At 59.5% G+C, this 14,826-nt stretch carries 15 protein-coding genes and 1 pseudogene; 3 read left to right on the top strand and 13 right to left on the bottom strand.

Features of this window, described 5'->3' with window-relative positions; genetic code table 11:
• Positions 1-52: 52 nt before the first annotated feature.
• Together ccrA and SJY36_RS02505 are read right to left on the bottom strand one after the other, a co-directional pair.
• Entirely contained in the window at positions 53-1,333 is a 1,281-nt protein-coding gene (ccrA, locus tag SJY36_RS02510) for a crotonyl-CoA carboxylase/reductase (protein WP_009826059.1), read from the bottom strand.
• A 164-nt stretch (positions 1,334-1,497) separates the two neighbouring features.
• A pseudogene (locus tag SJY36_RS02505) lies at positions 1,498-2,845 on the bottom strand (1-acyl-sn-glycerol-3-phosphate acyltransferase).
• Positions 2,846-3,026: 181 nt separating this feature from the next.
• On the opposite strand from SJY36_RS02505, the gene SJY36_RS02500 reads away from it, so the two are divergent.
• The 3 genes from SJY36_RS02500 to deoD all read left to right on the top strand — a co-directional run bounded on the left by SJY36_RS02500 (position 3,027) and on the right by deoD (position 6,211).
• Positions 3,027-5,018 carry a methylmalonyl-CoA mutase family protein gene (locus SJY36_RS02500; protein WP_386170688.1) on the top strand — a complete coding sequence of 664 codons (1,992 nt, stop codon included), beginning with the start codon at positions 3,027-3,029 and terminating at the stop codon, positions 5,016-5,018.
• Positions 5,019-5,103: 85 nt separating this feature from the next.
• A complete protein-coding gene (locus SJY36_RS02495; protein WP_005851537.1) occupies positions 5,104-5,418 on the top strand; it encodes an H-NS family nucleoid-associated regulatory protein in 315 nt (104 codons plus the stop codon).
• Between the two features lie 82 nt (positions 5,419-5,500).
• Positions 5,501-6,211 (top strand): purine-nucleoside phosphorylase, encoded by a 711-nt coding sequence (gene deoD, locus SJY36_RS02490; RefSeq protein ID WP_386172795.1) that lies wholly within the window; start codon positions 5,501-5,503, stop codon positions 6,209-6,211.
• Positions 6,212-6,290: 79 nt separating this feature from the next.
• On the opposite strand, the gene SJY36_RS02485 is transcribed toward deoD, so the two are convergent.
• The 11 genes from SJY36_RS02485 to SJY36_RS02435 all read right to left on the bottom strand — a co-directional run bounded on the left by SJY36_RS02485 (position 6,291) and on the right by SJY36_RS02435 (position 14,740).
• On the bottom strand, positions 6,291-7,133 hold the full coding sequence (locus SJY36_RS02485) for an urea carboxylase-associated family protein (RefSeq protein ID WP_386172793.1): 843 nt from the start codon (positions 7,131-7,133) through the stop codon (positions 6,291-6,293).
• Positions 7,134-7,184: 51 nt separating this feature from the next.
• A complete protein-coding gene (locus SJY36_RS02480) occupies positions 7,185-7,400 on the bottom strand; it encodes a hypothetical protein (RefSeq protein ID WP_386176421.1) in 216 nt (71 codons plus the stop codon).
• A 63-nt stretch (positions 7,401-7,463) separates the two neighbouring features.
• On the bottom strand, positions 7,464-8,243 hold the full coding sequence (locus SJY36_RS02475) for a succinate dehydrogenase iron-sulfur subunit (RefSeq protein WP_005851531.1): 780 nt from the start codon (positions 8,241-8,243) through the stop codon (positions 7,464-7,466).
• 53 nt (positions 8,244-8,296) lie between these two features.
• The gene (locus tag SJY36_RS02470) at positions 8,297-9,112 is read right to left on the bottom strand and encodes an FkbM family methyltransferase (RefSeq protein ID WP_386172791.1); all 816 of its coding nucleotides are present in this window, start codon (positions 9,110-9,112) and stop codon (positions 8,297-8,299) included.
• Complete coding sequence (locus SJY36_RS02465; RefSeq protein ID WP_235208538.1) at positions 9,112-9,429, bottom strand: hypothetical protein; 318 nt, start codon at positions 9,427-9,429, stop codon at positions 9,112-9,114. Before SJY36_RS02465 ends, SJY36_RS02470 begins: the two co-directional genes overlap by 1 nt.
• A 100-nt stretch (positions 9,430-9,529) precedes the next feature.
• A complete protein-coding gene (gene sdhA / locus SJY36_RS02460; RefSeq protein ID WP_005851527.1) occupies positions 9,530-11,335 on the bottom strand; it encodes a succinate dehydrogenase flavoprotein subunit in 1,806 nt (601 codons plus the stop codon).
• A gap of 31 nt (positions 11,336-11,366) precedes the next feature.
• Positions 11,367-11,738: a succinate dehydrogenase, hydrophobic membrane anchor protein gene (gene sdhD / locus SJY36_RS02455; RefSeq protein WP_037964988.1), complete on the bottom strand. Its 372-nt coding sequence runs from the start codon at positions 11,736-11,738 to the stop codon at positions 11,367-11,369.
• 11 nt (positions 11,739-11,749) lie between these two features.
• Entirely contained in the window at positions 11,750-12,133 is a 384-nt protein-coding gene (gene sdhC, locus SJY36_RS02450) for a succinate dehydrogenase, cytochrome b556 subunit (protein WP_005851524.1), read from the bottom strand.
• 174 nt (positions 12,134-12,307) lie between these two features.
• Positions 12,308-12,541, bottom strand: a complete 234-nt coding sequence (locus tag SJY36_RS02445) for a hypothetical protein (RefSeq protein ID WP_386172789.1) — start codon at positions 12,539-12,541, stop codon at positions 12,308-12,310.
• Between the two features lie 24 nt (positions 12,542-12,565).
• On the bottom strand, positions 12,566-13,528 hold the full coding sequence (gene mdh, locus SJY36_RS02440; RefSeq protein ID WP_386172787.1) for a malate dehydrogenase: 963 nt from the start codon (positions 13,526-13,528) through the stop codon (positions 12,566-12,568).
• A 189-nt stretch (positions 13,529-13,717) separates the two neighbouring features.
• The gene (locus tag SJY36_RS02435) at positions 13,718-14,740 is read right to left on the bottom strand and encodes a PRC-barrel domain-containing protein (protein WP_386172785.1); all 1,023 of its coding nucleotides are present in this window, start codon (positions 14,738-14,740) and stop codon (positions 13,718-13,720) included.
• Positions 14,741-14,826 lie beyond the last annotated feature (86 nt).

The raw sequence follows: 14,826 nt of genomic DNA, 5'->3' as shown, positions 1-14,826 counted from the left end.
GCGGGTGTCTGGTCAGCCGGTTGTCAGCACCCCCTGAACGGGGGCCACCGACTTATTTTTTTGCGTCCAGCGCGTCTTCGAGCGTGCGCAGGCCGGTCTTGGGCGATTGCACCAGTACCGACATGTTGCCCGGCTTATGCTCGTTCGCCATCATCTTCATGTGCGCGTCGGGCAGATCGGCCCAAGTGAACACTTCGGACATGCACGGATCAAGACGGCGCTCCACCATCAGTTTGTTGGCGGCGGACGCCTGCTTGAGGTGGGCAAAGTGGCTGCCCTGCAAACGCTTCTGGTGCATCCACATATAGCGCACGTCGAACGTCAGGTTGAAACCCGAAGTCCCCGCGCAGATTACGACCATGCCGCCCTTTTTGCAGACAAAGGTGGACACTGGGAACGTCGCCTCGCCGGGGTGTTCAAACACCATGTCGACGTTCACGCCCTTGCCTGTAATCTCCCAGATCGCGGCACCGAACTTGCGCGCCTCTTTGAACCAAGCCGCATATTCGGGCGTGTTCACGGTGGGCATCTGACCCCAGCAGTTGAAGTCCTTGCGGTTCAGAACGCCCTTGGCGCCCAGATCCATCACGAAGTCACGCTTGGATTCATCCGAGATCACGCCAATCGCATTCGCGCCAGCGGTGTTGATCAGCTGGATCGCATAGGACCCCAGACCGCCCGAGGCGCCCCAGACCAGCACGTTCTGGCCCGGTTTCAGGTCATGAGGCTCGTGGCCGAACAGCATCCGATAGGCGGTGGCCAGCGTCAGCGTGTAGCAAGCGGCCTCTTCCCATGTCAGGTGCTTGGGGCGAGGCATCAGCTGCTGCGCCTGCACATTGGTAAACTGGGCAAAGGATCCGTCGGGGGTCTCGTAGCCCCAGATACGCTGGCTGGGAGAATACATCGGATCGCCGCCGTTGCACTCTTCGTCGTCGCCGTCATCCTGGTTGCAGTGGATCACGACTTCGTCGCCGACCTTCCAGCGTTTGACCTTGTCGCCAACCGCCCAGACGATGCCCGACGCGTCAGAGCCCGCAATGTGGAAGGGCTGCTTGTGGCCGTCGAAGGGGCTGATGGGTTTGCCCAAGGCAGCCCAGACACCGTTATAGTTCACACCCGCCGCCATCACGAGGACAAGCACCTCGTGACTGTCGAGCGTCGGCACGTCCACGACCTCTTCGAGCATCGCGGTATTGGGGTTCCCGTGGCGTTCCTTGCGGATGGTCCATGCGTACATCTGCTTTGGAACGTAGCCCATCGGCGGGATTTCCCCGATCTCGTAAAGGTCTTTTTCCGGTGCGTCGTATTGCGCGATATTCGTGTCCAAGGCCATGTCGGTCTCCACAGTCAGAATAGGTTTGTGCCGCAGTGCAGAATCGCGGCGTCTACTGGTGGAATATGACCCTTCGCGCAACAATGCAACACCATTTGACCTGTAATTGTAATTTTATGACTTTGCAGTCGCAGCAATTTCGGCAGGAGTTTTGCTTGTGTGACCTATCTGTCAAAGAAATGGGCGATAGAGTTCGCGTAGAAGCGCAAGGCGGGACGTTGCCCGTCGGCGGGGGCATAGCCACGATCCGACGCCGTGATCATCCCGCGCTGCACCAGATGATCGCGTGCTCGGGCGACATTGGCGGCGAAGTCCTGCGCCACGACCGCGGCCTCGTCGAGAGGCCCGCGCGGCCATGCCTTGCATTTCCTGTTCCAGTGCGACGCCATCCAGCGGCTTTTCCGCCAGCAGCAGCACCCGCGCCAGCAAGGGCACGAACAGCAGTGGCATCTCGTGTTCGATCCGCCCCATCAGATCCTGCGCCAGCCCGTCCACATTCGGCGCGTCGCCATAGTCGCGCAAATGTACCGGCGTGCCGAACACGACCACAGCCTCGCCGAAGCGCAGGAATTTGCCGCGCAGACGCAGCCAGATCTTGCGAACAATGAATTTCAAAATGACCGAGATTTGCGCATCGAAGCGGCGCGTGCCTGCCGCGTCCGCAGCAATCAACACGCGGTCTTCCAGCACACGGTCATAGTTGATTGCCACCGGCACAAAGACGACATCGCGGTCTTTCAATTCGGCCTCAAGCACATAGCCAAGCAGCCCCATCTTGGGCGGCATCAACTTGCCGTTCAGGCTCAGCCCGCCCTCGGGGAAGATCGCCTGGGTCACCCCGCCTTCGGTCGCCATCTGCACATAGCGGGCCAAGACCTTGCGATACAGCGCGCCGCGCGATTTGCGCCGGATGAAATACGCCCCCATCGACCGGATCAACCGGCTGAGCGGCCAGACACGCGCCCATTCCCCCACAGCATAGCTGAGCGCCGACGCCTCCCCCGCGAGGTAGGTCACCAGCACGTAGTCCATGTTGCTGCGGTGGTTCATCACAAAGATGACCGTGGCCTCTGACGGGATACCTTCGATCACCGCGTCGTTGCGCGATCCGGTGCGCACATCATACAGCGCATTCGCCAGAAACCGCGCCAGCCGGATGCCAAAGCTGAAATAGGCAAAGGCGCTAAAACTCGGGACGATCTCGCGGGCATAGCGGCGCGCCTGTTCGGAGGCGACGTTTTCGGGGATACCTTCGGCGCGCGCGTGATCCACAATCGCCTGACTGATCTGCGGGTCATAGATCAACCGCTGGATCATATCGTGCCGCCGCGCCAGCTTGAACGGTTCAATCGGGCGGGTCAGCCGCGTGTTCAGCTGTGCGACAGCTTTCTCCAGCCGTCTGCGAAAGAACCACCGGACCGAGGGCAACAGGAAATGGCTAAGCGCGGTCACAGCCGCGAACAGCAGGATCACCGCGAAAAGCCAGACGGGAAGTTCAATCGTTTGCGTCATCGCCCAACCCTTGCAGGACCCGCGCTGTCTGGGCAACATAAAACAGTCAACCACACATAGGGCACCCCTAGGCAAGGCACGCGCGACCGTAACGCAGCGGCTTTCGCCCATGCCGCAATGCAGCGAATTGACAGCGCCTGATTATTTCACGTATCAATCGACCAGCGCAAGAATATTACCCATTCGATTCACGAAAGGCCGCCCCATGTCGCAACCGCAAAAAGACCGCCCCTGGCTGATCCGCACCTACGCCGGACACTCCACCGCCGAGGCATCCAATGCGCTGTATCGCGCGAACCTTTTGAAAGGGCAGACCGGCCTGTCGGTCGCCTTCGACCTGCCCACCCAGACCGGATATGACAGCGATCACATCCTGTCGCGCGGCGAAGTCGGCAAAGTGGGCGTGCCCGTGGCGCATCTGGGCGATATGCGCAGCCTGTTCAAGGATATCCCGCTTGAGCAGATGAACACCTCGATGACAATCAACGCCACCGCGCCGTGGCTGCTGGCGCTGTATATTGCTGTGGCCGAGGAACAGGGCGCGGATGTGTCCAAGCTGCAAGGCACCGTGCAGAACGACCTGATCAAGGAATACCTGTCGCGTGGCACCTATATCTGCCCGCCTGCCCCGTCTCTCAAGATGATCGCGGATGTGGCCGAGTATTGCTATACCAACGTGCCCAAGTGGAACCCGATGAACGTCTGTTCCTACCACCTGCAAGAGGCCGGTGCCACGCCCGAGCAAGAGCTGGCCTTTGCCCTTGCCACCGCCACCGCCGTGCTGGACGCCCTGCGCCCCCGCGTCCCCGAAGAGGACTTCCCCATGCTGGTGGGGCGGATCTCTTTCTTTGTGAACGCGGGCATCCGCTTTGTCACCGAGATGTGCAAGATGCGCGCCTTTGGCGACCTTTGGGACGAAATCTGCCGCGACCGCTATGGCGTTGAAGACCCGAAATATCGCCGCTTCCGCTACGGTGTGCAGGTGAACTCCCTCGGGCTGACCGAACAGCAGCCCGAAAATAACGTCTACCGCATCCTGATCGAGATGCTTGCGGTGACCCTGTCAAAGAACGCCCGCGCCCGCGCCGTGCAGCTGCCCGCGTGGAACGAAGCGCTTGGCCTGCCGCGCCCGTGGGACCAGCAATGGTCGATGCGGATGCAGCAGATCATGGCCTACGAGACCGACCTGCTGGAGTTTGACGACCTGTTCGATGGCAACCCCGCCGTGGACCGCAAGGTCGAAGCGCTGAAAGAGGGCGCACGGGCCGAGCTCGCGAACCTTGACGATATGGGCGGCGCGATTTCGGCGATTGACTATATGAAGTCCCGTCTGGTCGAAAGCAACGCCGACCGTCTGGGCCGGATCGAGGCCGGCGAAACCATCGTCGTGGGCGTGAACAAGTGGCAACAGGGCGAACCCTCGCCCCTGATGACGGGTGATGGCGGCATCATGGTCGTGGACCCCGCGGTCGAGGCCGACCAGATCAACCGTCTGAACGCATGGCGCGACAGCCGCGACCAGGCCGCCGTGGACAAGGCGCTGGCCGATCTGCGCGCCGCCGCCGCCGAAGGCCGCAATGTAATGGAACCTTCTATCGCCGCCGCCAAGGCGGGGGTTACCACCGGCGAATGGGCCGAACAGATGCGCAGCGTGCACGGCGAATACCGTGGGCCAACAGGCGTTGCTTCAGGCCGGTCAAACAAGACCGAGGGGCTGGACGACCTGCGCGACGCCGTGGATGCCGTCAGCACCCGTCTGGGCCGCCGGTTGAGCTTCCTTGTCGGGAAACCGGGGCTCGACGGGCATTCGAACGGGGCCGAACAAATCGCCGTCCGCGCCCGCGATTGCGGCATGGAAATTGCCTATGAGGGTATTCGCCTGACGCCGTCGGAAATTGTTTCCGCCGCCGCCGAAGGAGAACATCACGTTGTCGGGCTTTCAATTCTTTCGGGATCACATATTCCATTGGTCGAGGATTTAATGAAACAAATGCGCGCCGCCGGATTGGATCACATTCCCGTAATCGTGGGTGGTATTATTCCAGAAGAAGACGCCAAAAGATTGCGCGCTATGGGAGTCGCCCGCGTTTACACGCCGAAAGACTTTGAATTGAATACAATTATGGCAGACATCGTCACACTCGCCGATCCAGAAACTGTGGCCGCCGAATAAAAAGCGGCCAATTCAAAAACTCTTTGTTTGTTCATTCTTTTGGCGTAAAGCATTAATTGGCTTTTCGACAAAGGAATGAGCGAGAATGAGTATTGATCTAAGCACAATGTCCCACAAACAGCTGGAACAGCATTTGGAAGACGTGAAGATGGCGATTAAAAACGCATATGAACGCGACCGCGTAGAAGCCCGCAAGGCCGCTGAAAAAGCAGCCGCCGAATACGGGTTCTCGCTGGATGAAGTATCCGGCGGTGCGAAAAAGGGCAAAGCCGCGAAAGCTGCCGCGAAATACGCCAACCCCGAAGACCCCAGCCAGACATGGACCGGCAAGGGCCGCCAGCCCAACTGGTTCCGCGACCTGATCGCCAGCGGCACCGATCCCGAAACGTTGGAACTGTAAACCGGACTGACATGCGCACAGCGCGCGGTTATTGCGTCCCCTTGACGCATCCTCTTGGCTTTGGAAATATAAAGAGCATCCTATGACAATCCATATTGGCGCAAAACCCGGCGATATTGCCGAAACAGTCCTTATGCCCGGCGACCCGTATCGCGCGAAATGGGCTGCTGAAACATTCCTTAAAGATGCAAAGCTTGTAAATGAAGTGCGCGGCATGCTGGGTTTTACCGGCACATGGAATGGCAACCGCGTCACTATTCAAGGCTCTGGCATGGGGATGCCCTCGCTGTCGATTTATGCCAATGAATTGATTTCCGAATACAACGCGCAAACCCTTATTCGGATTGGATCTTGTGGCGGGATGCAGCCGCAGGTTGGTATTCGCGATGTCATTATTGCCATGACCGCCACGACAATTACCTCGCCTTCTTCCGGTATCTTCCGCGAGATGAATTACGCCCCCTGCGCCGATTGGTCCCTGCTGCGTGCTGCCGTGGACGCGGCAGAGGCGAAAGGCACGAAAACCCATGTCGGCGGGATCTATTCTTCGGATGTCTTTTATGCCGAACGCCCCGATCTGGACGAGCAGATGACCCGCCACGGTATTCTGGGCGTCGAGATGGAAGCGGCAGAGCTTTATACCCTCGCCGCGCGTCACAAACGCCGTGCACTGGCGGTGCTGACGGTCAGCGACCACCTGCAAACCGGCGAAGCGCTGCCCGCGGAAGAGCGTGAGAAATCCTTTGGCGATATGGTAGAAATCGCGCTACAGGCGGCTTTCCCCAACGGCTGATGCGCGATGATCCCCCGTCGGACGCTCCGCGGGGGATTTATATCCATTTGGAAGCACGGCCAGGCGCTATCCCGATCCCTTAGCCCCCGTGGCTGCGGTCGTAGCCATTGGGGGACGGGCTTTGCCACCCCTCAAGCGCGCCTTTGGCGGGGGCGAACACCTCTACCAGCAGCGGATAGCAGGCGGCGACGTCCGAGGAATGTTTGGCGGAGCAATCCCCCCCCGGACAGGCGCTGAGCGCGCCGAGCAGATCGATCTCGGCGAAAAACTCAAGGTAGTCGCCGGGGCGCACGGGGCTGGCCTTCATGAAATACTGGCCGGTGTCGCGGGTAAAGCCGGTGCACATAAAGACGTTCAGCACGTCATGCACGAAAGGCTCTGCCTCGGCATAGGAGATGCCCTGATGATCCGCCAAGGCCCGGATCAGGTTGGAGTGGCAGCAATGGTGGTATTGCCCGCCCGACAACAGTTGGTTGGTATAGGGGTCGCAGCGCGTGCCGATCACATCATGCACCGAGCCGCCGAAGGCATCCATGCCGTACCAGTCGAGCGTATCATGGGTCAGCGTCGCCATAGGGCGCAGCGTGGGAAAACTGCTCCACATGCGCTGTCCAGTGGTGATATGCGTGCCATGCAGCGCGCGGGTTTTGCCGGAGTAGAACCGTTCGGACAGATCGTCTTGCGCCCAAAGGTTCAGATCACCGACCTGTGGCCCCTCGACCGAGGTAATCCGAAAGAAATGCCCCGCAGGCACGGTAAAGCAGCTTGCGTCACGAGGGGCGACGGTGACCTCGTCCACTTTGGTCAGCGCTTCGCGCGCGCGTCCGTAAAGCGCCATGTCAGGCACGGGCAGCGTTTCGACGGGATAGCAGATCACGGGCGCAACAGCGCGGCGGGCGTCGGCATCATGGGGCGGTGTCATAGCGGAAACTCCTGACTGTCGGGTCCGATCCTGAGGCCATCGCGCACGGCGTCAGAGAGGCCGGCCGCCGACGTTGGCCTTGCAGTCGCGGGGGGCCGATTGGGTGGCGGTATAGGCCTCTGCTCCGCAGGCGACACAATGGTAGAACTGCAGGCTGCCTTTGTCGCGGGTACTGTCCTTACGCCAGCGGCATCCACGCACCGACTTATCACGGTAGGCAACATAGGCGACGATCGCAAAAGCGATGGCAAAGGCAATCAGGATCATATGGGGCACATGTCACGCCCCCCGCGCCATAGGGCAGCGGGAGGCGCGTTTTGTTGTGATGGATCAAACGGTGCGTTCGACCATCATCTTTTTGATATTGGCGATGGCTGCGGCAGGGTTCAGGCCCTTGGGGCAGGTCTTGGCGCAGTTCATGATGGTGTGGCAGCGGTACAGTTTGAACGGGTCTTCCAGATCGTCCAGACGTTCGCCTGTGGCTTCATCGCGGCTGTCGATGATCCAGCGGTAGGCATGCAGCAATGCGGCTGGCCCGAGGTAGCGGTCGCCGTTCCACCAGTAGCTGGGGCAGGATGTCGAGCAGCAGGCGCACATGATGCACTCATAAAGCCCGTCAAGCTTGGCACGATCGTCGATCGACTGTTTCCATTCTTTCGCGGGCTCTGCCGTTTTGGTTTCAAGCCACGGCTGGATGGAGGCGTGCTGCGCGTAGAAATGCGTGAGGTCGGGGATCAGATCCTTGACCACGGGCATATGTGGCAACGGGTAGATCTTCACCGCGCCTTTCACCTCGTCCACGCCATAGGTACAGGCCAGCGTGTTGATCCCGTCGATGTTCATCGCGCAGGATCCGCAGATGCCTTCGCGGCAGGACCGGCGGAAGGTCAGGGTCGGGTCGATCTCGTTCTTGATCTTGATCAGCGCGTCCAGAATCATCGGGCCGCAGGTGTCCATATCGACGAAATACGTGTCGATGGCCGGGTTCTTGCCGTCATCCGGATTCCAGCGATAGACCTGAAACTGCCGCAGGTTCTTGGCACCTTCGGGTTTGGGCCATGTTTTTCCGGTCGTCATCCGGGAGTTCTTGGGGAGCGTGAGTTGAACCATATCGCTTCTCCTGGTCTGTCGGGCAGTTGCCCAGTTCGTTTCAATTCTGGCGCTTACGTCTTTCGGATGTAAAGCGCATTTCCCTCGGCGCGCAGGGTTCGGCGGTACCCGGCGGCCAGTATCTCGGCACAAAGGTCGCCGTCCCACTGATCCGCATGGCGGACCTCTATCAAGATCGCATCCGGCAGCCAGCCGCCGGTTTTGCCCTGCGCGAGGATGGGGTTCAGCACGACCTCCTCGGCCCCTTCGACATCGATCTTGAGGATCGTGCCGTCATGGTGCCGTGCGGCGTGTGTAAAGGCGGACAGGGGCCGTGTGGGCACCAGCACGCCGCCGTTTTGTTGCTTGCCCTCGATCGGGAGCAGCGATGCCTGACCGTAATTGTGCCCGCGGAAGTTCAGCATCGCCTCGCCCTCGCGGTCGGACAGCGCGCAGCCTTCGATACGGACACGGTCGGTCAGATTGTTCAGCGCGATGTTCATGCCAAGCCGGCCAATCATCAGCGGGTTGGGTTCGAATGCCACAACGCGCGACCCGTCGCCCGCGGCCATCGCCAGCGGGATCGAATAGGCCCCGCAGTTGGCACCGATGTCAAAGATCAGCATGTTGCGGTCTTCCACCAGTTCGACCAAAGCCACGAGCGATTTGATCTCGGGCGGGTATTCGTTCAGCCAAAGGCAGGTTTCGGTGTAGTTATCGCGCGGGTCCACCACCATGCGGATGTCAGCGAACTCCACCTCTGTGGGGCCAAGCTGCGCCTTGATGCGGGTGCGTTCGCTGGTGTCCCCGTCACGGAATTGCGCGCGCAGATCGGCCATATGGCCTGCATCCTTGCCCTGCGTATCCGGCGTGACGTTCGGGTGACCCATTAGCCCAGCAACCCCGGGACGCTGCCAGCGGAACGCGACAAGCATTGCACGGTTTCGGGGCGTGACAGTACCGCGCGCACGGTGGCGACGGTGGTGTCATCCACGCCGATCACGGCGGATTTGGCGAAAACGCGCACCTGAGCCGCATCGGCATTGTCGACGATACAATCGGTGAAGGGCGTGATCAGCTGCTTGGGCACCTGCGGAAAGCGCGTGGCAAGGGTTTCGGTGATGACCCCCTTGGTGCCTTCGCGGGCGATGCTGTCGACCTGCTGCGTTGCTTGCGCACAAGCGGACGCGGCCAAAATCATGGTCATAGCGATAAACTGTTTCATGTCGCCTGCCCTCCGCCTGCAGGACGAGGGCATGGCCCCCGGTTTGGTCCCCTGCCCCCAAAAGCGGAGGCAGGGTTTCAGATCAATACACCCGTGCTTTGGGTGCGATCTTTTTCATGTCGATCCCGCCTTCGGATTCCTCGGTCAGCGGGTCAAGGTGCACACCACGGTAGCTGAGCGTTGCCGCGTTCCCATCGAAATACGCGAGGCTGTGCTTGCGCCAGTTCTCGTCGTCGCGATCAGGATAATCTTCGTGGGCATGCGCCCCGCGGCTTTCCTTGCGGGCAGCAGCGGCGGTGATGGTGGCCACCGCGTTCGGCATCAGGTTGGTCAGCTCAAGCGTTTCCATCAGGTCAGAGTTCCAGACCAGCGATGTGTCGGTCACGTGCAGATCAGCGATCTTGCCGGCGACTTCATCCATCTTGACCTTGCCTTCGTTCAGCGTCTTGTCGGTACGGAAAACCGCAGCATCGGCCTGCATGGTTTTCTGCATCTCAAGGCGCAGCTCGGCGGTCGGGATTTGGCCCTTGGCATAGCGCAGGCTGTCGAAGCGTTCAAAGGCGGCATCGACCGATTTCTGGTTCGGCGTCGGCACAGGGGCCTCTGCGTCGACGACCTCTTTCGCGCGGATCGCGGCGGCACGTCCAAAGACCACAAGGTCAATGAGAGAGTTCGAGCCCAAGCGGTTCGCCCCGTGTACCGAGGCACAGCCCGCTTCGCCCACGGCCATCAGGCCCGGTGCCACGCGGTCCGGCGCGTCTTCGGTCGGTGCCAGCACTTCGCCCCAATAGTTGGTGGGGATGCCGCCCATGTTGTAGTGTACGGTCGGCAGAACCGGGATCGGCTCCTTGGTCAGGTCTACACCGGCAAAGATGCGCGCGGATTCAGAGATACCGGGCAGACGCAGATCAAGCGTTTCCTTGGGCAGGTGGTTCAGGTGCAGGTGGATGTGGTCTTTGTTCTCGCCCACGCCGCGGCCTTCGCGGATTTCCATCGTCATACAGCGCGAAACAACGTCACGGCTGGCAAGGTCTTTGTAGGTGGGGGCATACCGCTCCATAAAGCGTTCGCCTTCGGAGTTGGTCAGATACCCGCCTTCGCCACGCGCGCCTTCGGTGATCAGACAGCCCGCGCCATAGATGCCGGTGGGGTGGAATTGCACGAATTCCATATCCTGCAAAGGCAGGCCCGCGCGCGCCGCCATACCGCCGCCGTCGCCGGTGCAGGTATGCGCCGATGTCGCCGAGAAATAGGCACGGCCATAGCCACCTGTCGCCAGAACAACCATCTTGGCGCTGAACAGGTGCATGGTGCCGTCGTCCAGCTTCCAGCACAGCACACCCTGACACACACCATCATCCGACATGATCAGATCAATGGCGAAATACTCGATGTAGAATTCCGCGTTATGCTTCAGCGACTGACCGTAAAGCGTGTGCAGGATCGCGTGGCCGGTCCGGTCGGCGGCGGCACAGGTCCGCTGAACGGGGGGCCCTTCGCCAAATTCGGTGGTGTGGCCGCCGAAGGGACGCTGGTAGATTTTGCCCGCTTCGGTCCGCGAGAAAGGCACACCGTAGTGTTCAAGCTCGTACACCGCCTTGGGGGCTTCACGGGCAAGGTATTCCATCGCATCGGTGTCACCCAGCCAGTCAGAGCCCTTGACCGTGTCATACATATGCCACTGCCAGTTATCGGGGCCCATGTTGGACAGCGACGCCGCGATACCGCCCTGCGCCGCAACCGTGTGCGAACGGGTCGGGAAAACTTTGGTCACGCAGGCTGTTTTCAGCCCTTGCTCTGCCATGCCAAGTGTCGCACGCAGGCCAGCGCCGCCAGCCCCCACGACAACGACATCATATTCATGCGTTTCATATTCATATGCAGCCATGTCTCGGTCTCCGGTATAGCGTAGGCGTGTGTTAAAGCGCGATGCGGGCGATGGCGAAAACGCCAACCGCGGCCGCACCATAGCTGAGGCAGGTCATCAGGATGATCGCAACTTTCTGCGACAGCCCGTGGACGTAATCCTCGATCAGCACTTGGACACCGTCGTTAAAATGTTTGAAGCCAACGATCAGCGTCAGGGCGGCGACGATCGCGGGGAAAGGCCTGCTGTAGTAGGCGATGATCTCTTCGTAGGTGCCCCCAAGGGCGGACCCGAAGGTAAAGACGAAAAGCGGGATCAGGATCAGCAGCGCAACAGAGCTGACTTTCATCGCCCAGAAATGTGCGGTGCCCGATTTGGCCGAGCCCATGCCCATAGCGCGTTTGCGGTCTGTCAAATAAGCCATGTGTCTATCCCTCAGATGATCAGCGCAGTGATGATGGTCAATACGACTGAACCGATCAGCGCGGCCCAGCCCAGCTTTTCAGCCGTCGGGATATCCAGCGCATAGCCGTTGTCCCAGATCAGGTGCCGGATACCGGCCAGCGTGTGATACCACAGCCCCAGCAGCGACAGGAACATGACCAGATCACCGAACCAGCTGGTGATGAAACCGTTCGCGATATCGAAATATTCCGCCGACGTTGCTGCCGCCAGGAACCACCAGACGATCAGCAGCGCGGCGACCAGCATCGCGTTGCCGGTGATGCGCGTCAGGATCGACGTCATGGAGGTCAGTTGCGGGCGATAGATCGTCAGGTGGGGTGACAGCGGGCGGTTGCCCCGGTTCACATCTGCCATGATGGATTCCTTTTCTCGTCAGGTTGCGGTCATAGATAACGGTATTTTTGGGACTGTCACGTCCAGAGGCGTGAATTTGAAGCGGTTTATTGGCGCAGTTGCCCAAACCCTTCGGTTAGCGCCGGACATTTCTGCAATTTGTGATCACTAATTTTCCAGCTGTGATCACAAGCGCTAAAGCCAACCAAATTCATCGGGCTTTTCGGCAGCCGTTTGGGCGAAACTCAGCCCCAAGTGTTCGTTTGCATGCCGCATGATGCGCATGTCTTCAACTTGCAACGCGGCAGATTTAGCTACCTGCGGAAACTGATCTGAGCGGGGGGAGCAAGCGGCTTTGGCTTCATCCCGCGGGATCGTCCAATAGCAAGTGCAGGTGCAGCGGGCGGGGTTTACCGTGATCTCGATCACGTCCGCCCGCTGCACCTTAGGGTATTACTTCAGCAATTCATCGATGCCTTTGCACGCATCGACCAAGCCTTTAACGGCGTTCACAGAGTTGTCGAACATGGACTGTTCGTCCTTGTTCATCGCAATCTCGACCACACGTTCGACGCCACCAGCACCGATCACGGTGGGCACGCCGACGTAGAAGCCGTCCAGACCATAGGCACCGTCAACATAGGCGGCGCATGGCAGAACGCGTTTTTGGTCTTTCAGATAGGCTTCGGCCATTTCGATTGCCGATGTCGCAGGCGCGTAGAACGCCGAACCGGTTTTCAGCAGACCAACGATTTCGGCACCGCCATCACGGGTCCGCTGAACGATCGCGTCCAGCTTATCCTGTGTGGTCCAGCCCATTTTCACCAGATCAGGCAGTGGGATACCCGCAACGGTGGAATAGCGCGTCAGGGGCACCATTGTATCGCCGTGGCCGCCCAGTACGAAGGCCGTGACGTCTTTCATGGAGACGTTGAATTCAGTCGCGAGGAAGTGACGGAAGCGTGCCGAATCAAGCACACCGGCCATGCCGCAGACCTTGTGGTGAGGCAGACCGGAGAATTCGCGCAGCGCCCAAACCATCGCGTCCAGCGGGTTGGTGATGCAGATAACGAATGCGTCTGGTGCGTGGGCAGCAATGCCTTCGCCAACCGATTTCATGACCTTCAGGTTGATTCCCAGCAGGTCATCACGGCTCATACCGGGCTTACGCGCAACACCGGCAGTCACGATGCATACGTCTGCGCCAGCGATTTCAGAGTAGTCGTTCGCGCCGGTCATGGTCGCGTCGAATTTGGCGGATGGGCCCGATTCTGCGATATCGAGGGCCTTACCCTGCGGGATACCTTCGGCGATGTCGAACAGGACAACGTCGCCCAGTTCCTTGATTGCTGCGAGATGGGCAAGCGTGCCCCCGATTTGCCCTGCGCCGATAAGCGCGATCTTGGGTCTGGCCATGTGGTATACTCCGACAGGGTTACATTTCGCTTCGGGATACCGAAATGAAGCGCACCGTGCAAGTTGCGCTTGGTCCGGCATCACGTCACATCGCGCAGAGCCATAAAAAACGGGACCGTTCCTTTCGAAACGATCCCGTCTTGGTCAGCTTTTCAGCAAGCTATTGCCGAATTTGACTGGGCGTGGCGCTTAGCCTTGGTATTCGGGCTGTGCTTCCAGCGCTTCTTCGCTGCTGTCGATGTAGATGCGGAAGTCGTCGCCTTCAGCGTTCTTCATGATTTGCAGCTCGTCCCATGTAACGGCTACTGGCTTTTCGCCAATGCCCAGGAAACCACCGACGTTGATCACAACTTGGCCAACTTCGCCGTTGTCACCCATAACAAGGGCACCGATTTCACCGACGGTCTCGTCGTTGGCACCGTAAACATAGGACCCTTCAAGGTCTTCTGCTGTCAGCGCGGCAACTTCATCAGCTGTGGCGTTGGCATAGCCTTCACGCTCAACCGCTGGGGCTGTAAGCATGGGGCGTTCCATGTCTTGCTCAAGTTCGTTTGCCCCTTCGGCCATTTCGGTGGTCGCTTCATCAACGGCCTGCTCTGTTTCAGCGGCTGCTTCTTCGGCTTCCATTTCAGCTTCGTTTGCCAGTGCTTCGGCATCCGCTTCCATTTCGGTCTCTGTGTCGACCTCAGTTTCGGCGTTCATGTCGGTCGCTGCCATTTCTGTGTCAGCGTTCATGTCGGCGTTGGCGTCCATGTTTGCTTCGGTTTCCATGTCAGCTTCGTCGTCCATACGTTCGAACGCTGGGGCTTTTTCAAGCATCTCTTTGCTTGTGTTCACCACGAGGAAACGGTCGTCGCTGTCACCTTCTTCGGTCACGATGCGAATCTCGTCCATGTTGACGCTTACGTCACGCTCACCCATGCCGAGGAAACCGCCAATGCCGAGGATAACGGCCTTAACGTTGCCTTCGGAATCCAGCAGGACGTCGTTGATTTCGCCGATGTCGTCCCATTCCTTTTCGCCGTCAGCGGCGATGGTGGAGTTTGCTTCAACTTCTGTCTCGGAATTGTAGATACGCATGCCGATCAGGTCGGACGCGAAGAAGTCAGTTTCTTGCGCTGTCACGGTACCAAAACCAGCTGCATGTGCATCTGCAAATGCGGGACCAGTCAAGCTCAGGATGATTGCGGTTGTGCCAAGAATACGTTTCATTGTTGATACTCCTTTAGAAGTTCCGGGTGATAATCACTCGGTTGTGATATCAACGATGATGTGGCGATTGCGTTCCGGCGATCCGC

Origin of the sequence: Sulfitobacter sp. R86518, from assembly GCF_042466275.1 — a bacterium.
Classification (GTDB): Bacteria; Pseudomonadota; Alphaproteobacteria; order Rhodobacterales; family Rhodobacteraceae; genus Sulfitobacter; species Sulfitobacter pontiacus.
This window is presented reverse-complemented; position numbering and strand designations above follow the sequence as displayed.

Bases quoted from the DNA above. Each gene is read 5' to 3' on its own strand.
- ccrA (WP_009826059.1), bottom strand. From the start codon at position 1,333: ATGGCCTTGGACACGAATATCGCGCAATACGACGCACCGGAAAAAGAC.
- SJY36_RS02495 (WP_005851537.1), top strand. From the start codon at position 5,104: ATGAGTATTGATCTAAGCACAATGTCCCACAAACAGCTGGAACAGCAT.
- deoD (WP_386172795.1), top strand. From the start codon at position 5,501: ATGACAATCCATATTGGCGCAAAACCCGGCGATATTGCCGAAACAGTC.
- SJY36_RS02485 (WP_386172793.1), bottom strand. From the start codon at position 7,133: ATGACACCGCCCCATGATGCCGACGCCCGCCGCGCTGTTGCGCCCGTG.
- SJY36_RS02480 (WP_386176421.1), bottom strand. From the start codon at position 7,400: ATGATCCTGATTGCCTTTGCCATCGCTTTTGCGATCGTCGCCTATGTT.
- SJY36_RS02475 (WP_005851531.1), bottom strand. From the start codon at position 8,243: ATGGTTCAACTCACGCTCCCCAAGAACTCCCGGATGACGACCGGAAAA.
- SJY36_RS02470 (WP_386172791.1), bottom strand. From the start codon at position 9,112: ATGGGTCACCCGAACGTCACGCCGGATACGCAGGGCAAGGATGCAGGC.
- SJY36_RS02465 (WP_235208538.1), bottom strand. From the start codon at position 9,429: ATGACCATGATTTTGGCCGCGTCCGCTTGTGCGCAAGCAACGCAGCAG.
- sdhA (WP_005851527.1), bottom strand. From the start codon at position 11,335: ATGGCTGCATATGAATATGAAACGCATGAATATGATGTCGTTGTCGTG.
- sdhD (WP_037964988.1), bottom strand. From the start codon at position 11,738: ATGGCTTATTTGACAGACCGCAAACGCGCTATGGGCATGGGCTCGGCC.
- sdhC (WP_005851524.1), bottom strand. From the start codon at position 12,133: ATGGCAGATGTGAACCGGGGCAACCGCCCGCTGTCACCCCACCTGACG.
- mdh (WP_386172787.1), bottom strand. From the start codon at position 13,528: ATGGCCAGACCCAAGATCGCGCTTATCGGCGCAGGGCAAATCGGGGGC.
- SJY36_RS02435 (WP_386172785.1), bottom strand. From the start codon at position 14,740: ATGAAACGTATTCTTGGCACAACCGCAATCATCCTGAGCTTGACTGGT.